The following is a 13,660-nucleotide window of genomic DNA, read 5'->3' as shown; positions in this document are numbered from 1 at the left end:
AAGGAGGGCCTGACCTTGAGTACCCAGCGTATCATCCAAAATAGCATAGCATACATGGAGCAGCATCTGGAGGAGCAGCTGACCCTCGCGGAGATTGCAGCCCATGCCGGTTTTTCGCCATATCACTTCCACCGCTTGTTTCGGAAGGAGGTCGGTATGAACATCGCGGATTACCTTAGAAAACGAAGACTCTGTTATGCAGCACAGCTTCTGCTGCATTCCGAGGCTCCGATTATCGACATTTCCCTGCACTGCCACTTCGAGAGTCAGGAGTCGTTTACGAGAGCATTCAAAAAATTATACGGCATGCCGCCGGGGCGTTACCGGAAAATCTTTGCGGTTCACGCTCATCACTCAAGCCACTATAAAGGAGAGGATCACATGCAGCAGCAATCTCAACCCGAATTAAAAGGCTGGTTTCTGAGCGGAAGCCACCCGCATGATTATGAAATCGGCGTCGACCGTTCCACCGTCCACCAAGGAAGCACTTCCGGTTACCTAAAAGCCCTTACCCCCATGGAGGCTGGCGCTTTTGCGACCATGATGCAGCAGTTCAAAGCCGATAAGTATGCGGGCAAGCGGATGCGGTTCTCCGGATTTGTCAAAACCGAGAACGTCAAAGAATACTGCGGGCTGTGGATGCGCGTTGATAATCGTGCGGAAGACGTGCTTCAGTTCGATAATATGAACGATCGGCGCATTGTGGGTAGTACGCACTGGAATCACTACGCCATCGTGCTCGACGTACCCGAGGAGAGCGCGACGATCTCGATCGGTGTTCTGCTGATGGGGGCAGGCAAGGTGTGGCTGGACAGCCTCCGTTTTGAAGAGGTGGATCTTAGCGTACCGACGACGAACCTCGATCTTCACTATGAGCTGCTGGAGGAGCCTGCCAATTTATCGTTTGAAGAGTGAGGCGAAGAGTTTCACGCTGCCTTGGAAATGAATGAAACTTGGATCGTCGATGGATAGGGGATTCCCCGTACAACCATTAGGCAGAAGTCCTTCCTTATCGGAGGGCTTTTTCTTTTTTTCTCCATGGATGAATGGTTGCGCTGCATCATATTTACTCCTATGATGGTCTTGAGCAATTATCCCTAGCATTGACAATCATAGATAGCTTCAGCGCATTAGAAACAACTCTTATCATCCGCATCTTTTCTTGTCCACGATATTTTGAAGAAAACGAGCATCTATTTGCCAAAAGGAAGGTGTACCATGCACGTAATAACGCTATGCGGATCGACCAAGTTTAAAGCACAGTTTCGGGAAGTCGAAGCTGCGCTCACGTTAAGCGGACATATCGTTCTTAGTGTCGGTTTTTTTGAGCAGAGCGACGGGATCGAGATCACGGAGGAGCAGGAGCGCAAGCTTAAAGAGCTGCACTTCCGCAAAATCGGTATGTCGGACGAAATCTTCGTAATCGATGTGAATGGCTATATTGGAGACAGCACTCGGGCCGAGATCGAATACGCCAGCAGTCATGGTAAGAAGGTACGGTATTATTCAAAGGAGCAACTGTAGTAGTCTGCTCCTCGAAGTCCCCGCATTTATGATATTCGTTGACGGACAGAGCGGACGTTGTTTACTAAATCCGAACGAGCTCGATATCATTCTCTGCATACCCGTTTTACGAACCAGGATTCAGGATGGGCACTAGCATTCACGCCCATAGCCATAATATTGAATCCATATGCTTTTTTTGTTATAATTCCCAAATGGCGGTGGTGGATTCAATGGATATTTATATGGTTATTCAGCAGTTATATCCGACTTTCTCGAAGAAAGAACAGTTGGTAGCGAATTATATTCTTCAAGAAGGTCAATCAATTAATAACATGAATATATCTGTGCTGGCGAACCATGTCGGTGTCTCGAATGGGACAATCACGCATTTTTGCAAGAAGATTGGTTGCAATAATTTTGCCGAATTGAAGGTTCAGTTGGGCAGGCTTCGTACTGCGACGGCTCCTTCGGCGGAGGACAATATTCTCATTCAAGTATCTAAATTCTATCAGACGGTCATTGAGCGTTCGAATCAATTACTGGACATTACATATTTGCATCGACTTGCTGAAGCGATTAAGAGCGCAGCACGAATTTACATATACGGAATCGGGAGCTCGGGACTTTCAGCGAAGGAAATGATGCTTCGCTTGCTGCGTATGGGCTTCAATGTGCAGAGTATTACGGATTCTCATTTAATGCTGATCAATAGTTCGATAGTGAATGAGAATGATTTCGTTATCGCGATTTCCAGTTCAGGGGAAACGTCCGTCATTGTCGACGCAACCAGAATTGCAAAGAATAATGGGTGTAAAGTCATCTGTCTGACCAGCTTCTCCGAAAGTACGCTGGCGCAACAAGTGGACTCTTTTATTTTGGTCTCCAATACATTGTTTGTTGATAAAGAAAGGTTTGTAAACAGTCAATTTTCCGTCATGTATGCGATAGATATTTTATGCATGATCTTACTTGCGGATCCGGATTTAAATAGTCGGATGCAAATTACAGTTAATACGATTCTTGAACATAATCGAATGGATTAATAATAAAGCTTTCATTGTACCTGTGAACCTCAGAAGTTGACGTATTTTTCGTCTACTGGAGGGGCACAGGTTTTTTTATTGTCATTGTTCATACTAAGTGTCATAGATTAATTGCCAATTAATAAAATTATTTTAATGAAATTTTATTTACTAAAATAATTTCATGATGTAGAATTGACATATCGCGATGGAATACAATGATTGATCCAATAGGAGGAAAATCCATGTTTAAACAGTTGCAAAAGCTTGGTAAGTCATTTATGTTACCGATTGCAATCCTACCTGCTGCGGGTTTGCTGCTTGGGATTGGGGGAGCCTTATCGAATGCGAATACGATTGCTGCATATCCGATTCTGAATACGCGGTTTTTACAAGCTGTTTTTCAAATTATGTCGGCAGCCGGTAATGTTGTGTTTGCCAACTTAGCGCTAATCATGTGTATTGGTCTTGCCGTGGGGTTAGCGAAAAAAGATAAAGGTACCGCTGCGCTGGCGGCGGCCGTCTCGTTCCTGGTTATGAATGCATCGATTGGTGCAATGATCACTGTATTTAATCCAAGCGTTGAATCCATTGACACCGGAGTTGTAGGGGCTATTGTCATTGGTATCCTGGTTACTTATTTGAACAATCGATACCGAGGGATTCAATTACCTTCCTTTCTTGGATTTTTTGGAGGCTCGCGGTTTATTCCGATCGTCTCATCGTTCAGTGCTATTTTTGTAGGCGGGATCTTCTTCTTAATCTGGCCCACATTTCAAGGCTGGCTGGTAGCGGCAGGGACTGCTATAGCCGGAATGGGATATTTCGGTACCTATTTATACGGATTCTTGCTTCGTCTTACAGGTGCTGTCGGTCTACACCATATGATTTATCCGATGTTCTGGTTCACAGAGCTGGGCGGAGTCGCCACGGTTGCAGGTCAGCAAGTGGTGGGTGCGCAGAAAATCTTTTTTGCCGAACTGGCTGATCCGAATCATGTTGGAATGTTCTCCGAAGGAACCCGTTTTTTTGCAGGACGTTTTGCTACGATGATGTTTGGTCTTCCTGCGGCATGTCTAGCGATGTATCATTGCGTTCCGAAGCACCGTCGCAAGCTTGTGTTTGGTCTGTTCTTTAGTGCAGCGCTGACATCGTTCCTGACAGGGATTACGGAGCCGATTGAGTTTATGTTCTTATTCGTCGCTCCTTGGTTATACGTGATTCATGCGGCTCTAGATGGTCTATCCTTTATGATTGCGGATATGTTATCCGTTCGTATCGGAAATACCTTCTCTGGCGGGGCCATCGACTTCATGCTCTTTGGGGTTCTGCAGGGGAATGCCAAAACGAATTGGATCTATGTCATTATTGTGGGGCTCTTCTGGGCTATCATCTATTACCTTGTGTTCCGCTTCTTAATTACGAAATTCAATGTGGCGACACCTGGACGTGAAAGCGATGGGGAGAGCGTATCGGTTGAAACCAAGGACAGCATTGGAGAGACCGCGATGAAAGTGCTGAATGCGCTTGGTGGCAAGGAGAACCTGGAAGATGTCGATGCATGTATTACAAGACTTCGTGTTGCAGTCAAAGATGTATCGAAAGTAGATAAGGATACAATTAAAGAACTGGGTGCTACTGCAGTATTGGAAGTAAAAGGCGGGATTCAGGCTGTATTTGGCGCAAAAGCCGACTTAATTAAACAAAAGATAAATGAGGCTATTGGAGAAGAATAAAAGAGGATATGGCATGGAGGGAACATATTGTGAAACGAGGATTAATTGTATCATGTCAGGCTTTGCCAGGCGAACCGTTGCATAGTTCGTTTATTATGGGACGTATGGCCATTGCGGCAGCCGAATCCGGTGCGGTGGGGATCCGTGCGAATAGCGTTGAAGACATTGAAGAAATAAAGAAGCAAGTTGAGCTGCCCATTATTGGCATTATCAAAAAAGACTATCCGGGCATGCAATCGTTCATTACAGCGACCATGACCGAAGTGGATGCGCTTGTTGGTACGGGGGTTGAGATTATTGCTGTACAAGCAACGATGGATCAGGATGAGGCATTCCTGCAATCGATCTTTACAAAATATCCTTCGCAGAAGTTCATGGCGGATATCTCCACAACGGAAGAGGGGTTGCGAGCAGATCGATTGGGGTTCCACTACATTGGAACGACGCTTATTGGTTATACACCGCAGTCTCAGCATGTGGAGAAGTTCACCGTGCTGGAAGAACTGATTAAGCAGTGTAAGAAGCCAGTCATTGCAGAAGGCAACTTCAACACACCGGAGCAGGCTGCAAAAGCGATCGAAATGGGAGCTTATTGTGTGGTTGTAGGCAGCGCCATAACAAGGCCGCAAATCATCACGAAATGGTTCTCGAACGCGGTAAACGAAATTCTATAACAAAAGAGATACAGTTGTACGAAAGCTATCCGCGCACCCTTAATAAAAGGCGGGGCTGTCCCCAAAGTCATTGAAGATGACTTAGGGACAGCCCCGCCTTTTACCAATCTTGTGCATTCAATATACATGAATGAACGGTTTTACAGATAAAGCACCAACGCAATAACAGCAGCGAGCACGATCCGATAGATCGCAAACGGCACCAGCTTGATCCGGTTAATCAGCTTCAGGAAGAAGCGGATGGAGATCAAGGCGAAGACGAAGGCTGCCACGAAACCGGCGATGAAGAACGGAAGAGCCTCCAGCGTGAAGTATTCCCAGTTTTTCAGCAGCGACAGTAAGCTGGCTCCGAACATGATCGGCACAGCCATAATGAAGGTGAAGTCAGCCGCCGCGCGGTGACTCATACCGAGCATGACGCCTCCGGAGATGGTGGAGCCGGAGCGGGAGAAGCCCGGCCAGAGCGACAGACACTGAATCAGTCCGACGCTGAATGCCTGTCTGTACGTAATTTGGTCGACAGTGACCACTTTCGGCTCTTTTTTCGAGCTGACTTTATCGGCAACGATCATGAAGATGGCTCCGATCACAAGTCCGATAAGCACCGTTTCGGTGGAAAATAAATGCTCGTCAATAAGGTCTTCGAACAAGACGCCCAGAACACCGGCCGGAATCAAACCGACGATAACCTGGCTGAGCTTCAATCTGCCTGTACCCGCCGGTACGCCTGCTTCAGGCTTTTTGCGTTTGAGTCCCAAGAGATCCAGGAAGCGGTCCTTAAACACAACGAGGACGGCGAGAATGGAGCCAAGCTGAATGACAACCTTGAAGGTGTTGGCTACGTATTTCGTCAGAAACTCCTCGGATTTCAGCCACATATCATCAACGATGATCATATGTCCGGTAGAGGATACAGGAGCGAACTCGGTCAGTCCCTCGACGATTCCCAGAATAATTGCTTTCAGGATGGTTAAAAAATCCATGACCTATAGTCTCTCCCTTACAAAAAATATTAAATGGTAATGATACGAATGATGAATGGCATGAAATGCATGATTCACTTTTCAACTTTCCAGTGGGCACCCGATTTTAAGCTGTCTTTCTCCGCTTGCGGAAGAAAAAGAACAGAAACGCAATCACGGCCACAGCTATTACAGCATAAGCGATATTGGAATAGACGTCCATGAAAGCCACGATTTTTTCCCATGAATCGCCGACGGCGGCTCCCACGCATACCAGAATAATGTTCCAGATCAGTGTACCGATCGTCGTGAAGAGGAGGAACATGCCGAACTTCATGTTGGACATCCCCGCCGGGATGGAGATCAGGCTTCGGATCAGCGGAATCATGCGGCAGAACAGCACGGTCCAGTAGCCGTATTTATCAAACCACGCATCCGCCTTGCGGATGTCTTCTTTTTTAACGCGGAGGATATGCCCCCAACGATCCACGATTTTTTCAAGCCGCTCGACATCGAGCAGGCGACCAATCCCGTACAGAATAACAGCGCCGACTACAGATCCGATCGTAGCTGCAATAATTACGCCTGGTACCGTCAATTTCGTGTAGGTGGTCATGAATCCGCCGAAGGTAAGAATGACCTCGGAGGGGATTGGAGGAAACACGTTCTCCAGGGCAATCATCAGCAGGATGCCGATATAGCCGAACTGCTCCATAATATCCGTAATCCAGTTTTCCAAAAGTTACACCTCTTTCAAAGTAAGAATGCTGCTTACATCCTTTATATAAGGGTCTGCTTCAGCTTGCGCAGATACTGACTGCGGATGAAGAAGAAATACATAACCTGCATCATCAGGAAGCTGATCAGCACGATGCCCATTTCTGCCGCAATGGATAAATAGAAGTAGCTCTGCAGCGCGACAAAAGCAAAGATGCTGTGCACAATCGCAAGGCCGATCGGTACAAAAAACAGCAGCGCCAGCTGTCCGGTGACGATCCGCCGGAACTCCTTATCGGTCATGCCAAGCCGGGATATCGTGGCATAATGCCTGCGGTCATAATCCAGATCGGCATAGAGGCGGAAGTACAGGAAGCTTCCTGCCGCGATAAAAAACACCGTACCCACAAGCAGTGCCGCGAAGAGCAGCATATTGTACAGGCTGTCCCGGAGGGCAAACAGCGTGCCGCTGACCGCCAGCGCATAAGGCTGGCCCATCTCATAACGCACCGCCCCGCGTGGGGCCAGATGAGGGACGATGCCCTCAGTCTTCGTGAAGTCATCCACATAGAAGCCGGTGTACCGCTCTAGCCGGACCGGATTCGTGATGGCGGCGAAGGCTTCGTCACTGACCACAAGCCCGCCGAAACGGGAATCGTTGTCCATTTCCGGCAGCAAATATTCCGGTACGCCGACATGATCGGAATAACCGGTTTCATGCAGGAGGATTTCGGAATCATGGATCCGGTATGAAGCGTGCTCCCGATGGCGAATATAAGCTCTGTCATTTTGCGAGGCAATGAGAACAAGAGCATCCTCACCGCTCAGCGGCTGTTCATCAAATGGCAGCCCCGCCATCAGCACCGCCGCCTTATAGTCGGAGAAGGAGATCAGTGCCAACGGATTTTGCAACTGCCCGACCTGCGCGGAAACCGGCTGGACTTCCGTATATTTCACGCGAAACGATAGCGTTTCAAACGGTATTTTTTTCGATTCAAGCTCCTGTCGGATTTCATGTAAATGCTGTTTCTCGGAGATGTCTCCCGTTTTGGCAAGATAGCCGATGGCGGCAGGGAAATCCTCATTGAATTGCTTTGTGAGCACCGGGATGGAGGCAAATACGCCTACCGAGCAAAAGGAAACAGCCAGCACGATGGTTACCATCGAGAACATCTGTGCATGATCCCGAAGCCGGTAATGCAGGCTGGATAGCGAGATCAGCTTGGTCCGTCTCCAGGCTAACCGGCGGCTCTGTTTCATCCTTCGCACAAGAGCAACGCCTAGCTGCGTATACAACAGATAGGTGCCGATCATCGTCATGAAGGTAACCGGAAACATGCGCAGCGCGAGGGTTGACGCGCTTGTTGTGGCCGCCAAGCTGTAGCTGACCACCAGCAGCACGGTTGCCAATATGGCTAACCAGGGCGATGTCCTGGGCGCCGTTTTCGGCCGCTGTCCGGACTGAAACAGATCGATCAACGCTTTAGGACGCAGCAGCCAGGATGTGCACAGCGAGATAATGATAAACAGCAGCACGTAACTTGCGACCGTCAGTCCAAGCGCACGCAGGGGCAGTCGAAACGGCAGGGGCGGGATTCCAAGAAAGGCCGAACCAGCCATCAGAAACAGCTTGCCTGTAATGACGCCGAATAGGATGCCCGTTGCAATGGCACTAACGCCGATGATCATATTTTCGAGAAAAACCATCTTGTTAAACTGGCGATCCGTCATGCCATGCATGAACAGAATGCCGAACTCGCGCTTGCGCGTCTTTAGAAAGGCCCCGACGGAATACAGCACGAAGAAAAACGAGAATACATACATGATCAGCTCGGCGCCGAGCATCGCTTGGATAACAACCGGATAGAACATCTCGCCCGCTATCGAAGGATGGAACAGGAACAGCGCGCACACAAAGAATATCATGACGGAGAATGCGCTGCTTAAGAAATAGGCTGCATAGGTCCGCTTATTCCTCAGGACATTCCTAAAAGCGAATTGTCGAAAGGTCATGACTGCCTCCTCCCAGTAAAGCCAGCATGTCGATGATTTTCTGGAAAAAGGCTTGGCGGTTGTCACCGCAATACATTTCATTATATAGTTGTCCGTCCTTGATGAACAAGACGCGGTCACAGTAGCTGGCTGCCACCGGATCATGAGTGACCATGAGAATCGTTGCGAAAGCCTCTTTACTCGATGCGGAAAGCGTCTGCATCACCTCTTTGGAGGCTTTGGAGTCCAGGTTGCCTGTGGGCTCGTCAGCGAGAATCAGGGAGGGCTCCTGAATGAGTGCCCTGGCTATGGCAGTGCGCTGCATCTGTCCGCCGGAAATCTCATAGGTATGCTTATGCAGAATGGATCCGATGGCGAGTCGATCCGCGATCCGGCTCAGCCGGCTGCCCATTTCGTCCAGCGGCATGCCTTCCAGCGTTAACGGGAGAACGATATTTTCCTCAACGGTGAGCGTATCCAGCAGATTGAAGTGCTGGAAGACGAAGCCCAGCTCCCGGCGCCGAAACAGAGCAGTGTCGCTTCTGCTGAGCAGATGAGGATTGCGCCCATTGATGATCACTTCCCCGGCCGTGGGCTGATCAATGGTTGCAATCAGATTGAGGAGCGTGGTTTTTCCGCTGCCGGATGGACCCATAATACCGACGAACTCTCCTTTGGCGACGTTGAAGTGAATATTGTTCAGCGCTTGAAACGCCACTTTACCCTCGTAGATTTTGGATAGATGCTTGACGCTCAGGATGGGCATATCTTCACTCCTCTATAACGATGATCTCATTGTAAAAGATTCGGTCGCCTCCATGCCATATTCGTAACTTACAGTTACCTTACAACCTTGTAAGGTTTCTTGAACGGCCGTAAGTTAGATGTTAGATCAGGGACTGCCACTGCCATAGTATCCGAATGGGCACTAAGCAGAGGCGCTGCTTGCCATGAAGCTATTGAGCAATGTGGCCTGAAGAATCCATGAAAATGATACGGACCGTCGTTCCTTCATCCACTTTGGATTCGATCTCGAAGGCATGTCCAAGCTTATCGCATATTTGTTTGACAAGAAAAAGCCCCATGCCTGTCGATTCTTGGAACCTGCGACCGTTCTCTCCGGTGAAATAGGGGTCGAATACCCGCGGCAGGTCGCTTTGGGGAATGCCGATGCCTTCGTCCCGGATCTCAAGCACAACTTGATTCTCCCGGGTGTAGCCGTTAAAAAAGAGGGTGCCATGTTCCTTCAGCGTATACCGAACCGCATTGGTCAGCAGCTGCGTCAGCACAAAAGAGAGCCATTTCTCGTCCGTGGCCACCGTTAGTCCGGAATCGATCCGGATGGACGGGTAAATTCTCCGCCGGATAAACAAACGCTTTTGCTCGGAAGTGACATGACGGACGATTCGCTGAAGCGGCAGGTTCTCCACGTGAAAATCATGCTCGAACGTATCAAGCCTTGCGGTATACAGCACCAGATCAAGCCCTTTTTTGAGTCGGTCCAGCTCGTCGCCGATTGCAGCGAAACGGGGATCATCGTCATCTTGAAGAATCAGGTGAATGACCGAAATCGGCGTTTTCATCTGGTGGGCCCATTGGTTGATGAACTGAAGATGTCCTTCAATTTTATGTTTATAGTTATGCAGATCCGTGGTGTAATGCCGGAACTGGGTTTTTAGCAGCTGATGAAGCGCTTCAGCGAGCGGAGTGTGAGAGGATTCTGCCGAGGATTCGCCGGTGAGGGATTCTCCCGGGAGTGGCTGCTCTAATCGTTTATAGAACGAACGGTTGGCAATAAAGCGAAAGGCCAGATAGCCGAGAAGCAGCAGTAAGCTGATGATGCTCGCGTACAGACTGACCGTCAAATTGCGATAACCATCCAGTCTGTAAATGAGCGTTATCAACATAAGCTGGGCAATGTATACCATTATTAAGGGACGCTGTTCTTGCAGGAATAGCTTCATGCTTTGTCCCTCCAGTTCGGTACCAGTCGATAGCCGCGACCGCGCACGGTTTGAAGGCCATCCTCGATTCCGAGGGCAGTGAGTTTCTTGCGGACGCGGGTGATGTATACGTTCAGTGTATTATCGTCCACAAAGCCCTGATCATCCCATATTTTCTCGAGAAGCCGGTCTCTGCTGACGATCTGCTCGGGCTTCTTCATTAACTCGTCCAATATTTTGGCTTCGGTATGGCTGATTTCCGTCTGGGTCTGCTCAAGCGACAGGGAGAGACGCTCAACGTCGAGCGTAAGCCCGGCGACGCTCAGAACCCGCTCATTCTGTGCGACAGCATAGGAGCCGTAGGCACGCCGGAGCTGACTCTTGATTTTGGCCATGGCAATCTCGTAGTCAAAAGGTTTGGTTATATAATCGTCGGCGCCGTTTTCTAAGGCCATCACCTGATCCATTTTCCCGTCACGGGCGGAGATGAAGATAATCGGACAGGTGGAGAGGCTGCGGAACTGGCGGCACCAATAATAGCCGTCGTATTTTGGCAGATTGATATCCAGAAGCACAAGGTGGGGGCCATACGATTCAAATTGATCGCGTACCGTCTCGAAGTCATGAACGGACTGCGTCATGTAACCGAATTTATGAAGATACTCTTTCAGCAGGTTAACCAGTCCGGTATCGTCTTCGACAATAAAGATTTTGAACATATCGATCATAGTCCCTTCATTCGACATTCTAGTACCGACTGTATTGTACCAAATTGTAAAGATTTAAGGAAAAAAATATGTTAGCAAAGACAACGGAAATCGCTGCTGAAACGAAAAATTTCCTACAGACCGCCGCTTCGTGAACGAACGGTGCATGAAGGGGATTACAGGCTAGGGACTGATGCCCGGCCACTCGGCACGAAAAACCGTTCCTTGGTTGACCTTGCTGTCCATGTTAATCTGCCCCCCATGCGCGGAAATGATGGATTGGGTAATGGATAATCCAAGACCCGCACCGCCATACTGTCTGGTCCGGGATTCGTCGATACGGTAGAAGCGCTCGAACAGATGGGGGAGATGCTCCTTCGGAATCCCGGCTCCATTATCGGCAACCAGCAGTACGACCTGGTCGTTGGTTTTATTAACCGTTACGGTAATCTGCCCTGTAGTTGAGTCAGTATGCTGTACCGCATTATGAAAGAGGTTGTAGATGACCTGTTTGATTTTATCGGGATCACATCGGCACAGCACCGGTACCGCTCGAATCGCTACACTCCTGCCTTGGGCAAGCATCTGTAGATGAGGCTCCATTTCAAGCAACAGCTGATCCAGCCGGGTTTCCTGCAGATGGAGCTCCGGCTTGCGATCAAGCTTGGCTAACAGAAGCAAATCTTCAACCAATTTCTTCATGCGCTTGGATTCCCCGTGCATGCTGGATAGTGCAGCATGCAGCTGCTCCGGGTTGTCGGCGGCGCCGCGGCCCAGCACTTCCAGAAAACCGTGAATCGAAGTCAGCGGCGTTCGCAGCTCATGCGAAGCATCGGCAATAAACCTCCGCATCTGCTCTTTGGCTTCGCGTTCGGCATCAAACGCATCCTCGAGCCGTTCCAGCATGCCGTTAAACGATTCGGCCAAGCGGTCAATCTCCCGTTGACCCTGCACGGCAGGAAATCGCTCCGCCAAGTTTCCGGCATCCGTGCGTTCGACCGTTTTGACCATTTGGTTCAGCGGGTGGAGCGTCCGGCGCAGCAAAGGCAGGTACAATGCAATCCCCGCAGCCATGGCAAGTAAAGCCAGTACGGCAAAAATCAGCAGCTGCCGCAATAGAACGGCATGCAGCGGCTGCGTATCCAATCCAAGCTGCAGCACACCTGAGGGGCTGTTTGGGTTGCCGTAAGGACGAAAGACAATGATCTGCTCGATGCCTTCGGCATTGTCGATCACTACATACGAAATAGGCTGACGTCCCTGGAATTTTTCCAGAATCGCTGAATAAACCTCTGCTGTCAGCTGTGGTGCGGACAGACCGTTGCCAGCGGCGAGGTCGGTATACCCTCCGTCAACTTCTATCTTGGCAAGCGACATGTTTGGCAGAAAAAACATAGGTCTGTCTCCCTGACGCGGATTTTCCGGAAGGGCTTCGTTATTTCGCCCTGCAGACCGGTTACGCGGCTCCCGATCAGGCTCCCATATCTCCACGGGGATAGAGCGAGCCTGAAGGGAAAGAGCCTCGGCTTGATTGCGGAACAGGGCATTTTTCATTAACACATATTGCAATGCGCCGATCAGCACGAGCAGAAGCGCCAAGACGATGAGGGATCGTGACAGGAGCTGCGTACGTAGAGACGTAGGTCCGGATGAACGTATTCGCAAACTCATGGCAAATCAACCCGGTAGCCGGCTCCGCGAAGCGTGCGAATGACCCGGTGTTCCTTATCGCCGAGCTTCTCGCGCAGGGATCGGATATAAACCTCCACGATGTTGTCCTCTCCGCCAAAGTCATAATCCCACACAATATTCAAAATGTTTGGTTTACTCAAAACGCTGCCGTGTTTGGTCACAAGCAATTTAAGCAGCTTATACTCCGTGGGGGACAGCTCAAGTGCCTCCCCTTGGTATGCAATTTCTTTCTTGCGGTCATCGATGGTGAATGGGCCAAGCTGGAGTTCACCCAGCAGGCTCGGGAACTGATTGCGCAGCCTTGCTTGAATTCGGGCAAGCAGCTCTTCGAAACTGAAGGGCTTGGCCATGTAATCATCCGCGCCGATCATGAGGCCCTTCACACGGTCATCAATCTCGTCCTTTGCGGTAAGCATGATGATCGCGACATCCCGGCCCTCCTCCTTCAAGCGTCGGCATGCCGCAAGTCCGTCCATTCCCGGCATCATCACATCGAGAACGATGATATGCGGCTCGAAGCGGCTTGCTTCCATTATTGCAGATTCCCCATCGGGGGCCGTCCGCACCACAAACCCTTCATTATGGAGACCAAGCTCCAGAAACTGCAGGATATGCGGCTCGTCATCCACGAGCAAAATGCGAATACGATGCATTGATTCCATAACACAAAACTCCCCTTATCTCATTCCTTCAACTTTATCATACGTGC

At 49.6% G+C, this 13,660-nt stretch carries 13 protein-coding genes; 5 read left to right on the top strand and 8 right to left on the bottom strand.

What is annotated here, in order from left to right:
• Positions 1-15 precede the first annotated feature (15 nt).
• The 5 genes from AK95_RS21325 (at position 16) to AK95_RS21305 (ending at position 4,938) form a co-directional block, all read left to right on the top strand.
• Positions 16-915, top strand: a complete 900-nt coding sequence (locus tag AK95_RS21325; RefSeq protein WP_071221916.1) for a helix-turn-helix domain-containing protein — start codon at positions 16-18, stop codon at positions 913-915.
• 303 nt (positions 916-1,218) lie between these two features.
• Positions 1,219-1,524 carry a hypothetical protein gene (locus AK95_RS21320; RefSeq protein ID WP_071221915.1) on the top strand — a complete coding sequence of 102 codons (306 nt, stop codon included), beginning with the start codon at positions 1,219-1,221 and terminating at the stop codon, positions 1,522-1,524.
• Between the two features lie 212 nt (positions 1,525-1,736).
• Positions 1,737-2,549, top strand: a complete 813-nt coding sequence (locus AK95_RS21315; RefSeq protein WP_071221914.1) for a MurR/RpiR family transcriptional regulator — start codon at positions 1,737-1,739, stop codon at positions 2,547-2,549.
• A gap of 224 nt (positions 2,550-2,773) precedes the next feature.
• Entirely contained in the window at positions 2,774-4,264 is a 1,491-nt protein-coding gene (locus AK95_RS21310) for a PTS transporter subunit EIIC (RefSeq protein ID WP_071221913.1), read from the top strand.
• A 29-nt stretch (positions 4,265-4,293) separates the two neighbouring features.
• Positions 4,294-4,938 carry an N-acetylmannosamine-6-phosphate 2-epimerase gene (locus tag AK95_RS21305; protein WP_397376777.1) on the top strand — a complete coding sequence of 215 codons (645 nt, stop codon included), beginning with the start codon at positions 4,294-4,296 and terminating at the stop codon, positions 4,936-4,938.
• Positions 4,939-5,078: 140 nt separating this feature from the next.
• Here the strand turns inward: AK95_RS21305 and AK95_RS21300 are convergent, their stop codons facing one another.
• The 8 genes from AK95_RS21300 to AK95_RS21265 form a co-directional block, all read right to left on the bottom strand.
• Positions 5,079-5,921, bottom strand: coding sequence for an undecaprenyl-diphosphate phosphatase (locus AK95_RS21300; RefSeq protein ID WP_071221911.1), 843 nt, complete (start codon positions 5,919-5,921; stop codon positions 5,079-5,081).
• 106 nt (positions 5,922-6,027) lie between these two features.
• The gene (locus tag AK95_RS21295; protein WP_071221910.1) at positions 6,028-6,639 is read right to left on the bottom strand and encodes a DedA family protein; all 612 of its coding nucleotides are present in this window, start codon (positions 6,637-6,639) and stop codon (positions 6,028-6,030) included.
• 41 nt (positions 6,640-6,680) lie between these two features.
• Complete coding sequence (locus tag AK95_RS21290) at positions 6,681-8,630, bottom strand: ABC transporter permease (protein ID WP_071221909.1); 1,950 nt, start codon at positions 8,628-8,630, stop codon at positions 6,681-6,683.
• The gene (locus tag AK95_RS21285) at positions 8,605-9,375 is read right to left on the bottom strand and encodes an ABC transporter ATP-binding protein (protein ID WP_071221908.1); all 771 of its coding nucleotides are present in this window, start codon (positions 9,373-9,375) and stop codon (positions 8,605-8,607) included. The genes AK95_RS21290 and AK95_RS21285 overlap by 26 nt, the downstream gene beginning before the upstream one ends.
• A 190-nt stretch (positions 9,376-9,565) precedes the next feature.
• Positions 9,566-10,573: a HAMP domain-containing histidine kinase gene (locus AK95_RS21280; protein WP_071221907.1), complete on the bottom strand. Its 1,008-nt coding sequence runs from the start codon at positions 10,571-10,573 to the stop codon at positions 9,566-9,568.
• Entirely contained in the window at positions 10,570-11,271 is a 702-nt protein-coding gene (locus tag AK95_RS21275) for a response regulator transcription factor (protein WP_071222301.1), read from the bottom strand. Before AK95_RS21275 ends, AK95_RS21280 begins: the two co-directional genes overlap by 4 nt.
• Positions 11,272-11,442: 171 nt before the next feature.
• Positions 11,443-12,930 carry a sensor histidine kinase gene (locus AK95_RS21270; protein ID WP_071221906.1) on the bottom strand — a complete coding sequence of 496 codons (1,488 nt, stop codon included), beginning with the start codon at positions 12,928-12,930 and terminating at the stop codon, positions 11,443-11,445.
• On the bottom strand, positions 12,927-13,613 hold the full coding sequence (locus AK95_RS21265; RefSeq protein WP_071221905.1) for a response regulator transcription factor: 687 nt from the start codon (positions 13,611-13,613) through the stop codon (positions 12,927-12,929). The genes AK95_RS21270 and AK95_RS21265 overlap by 4 nt, the downstream gene beginning before the upstream one ends.
• Between the last annotated feature and the right edge of the window lie 47 nt (positions 13,614-13,660).

Origin of the sequence: Paenibacillus sp. LC231 (assembly GCF_001860525.1) — a bacterium.
Lineage (GTDB): Bacteria > Bacillota > Bacilli > Paenibacillales > Paenibacillaceae > Paenibacillus_AQ.
This window is presented reverse-complemented; position numbering and strand designations above follow the sequence as displayed.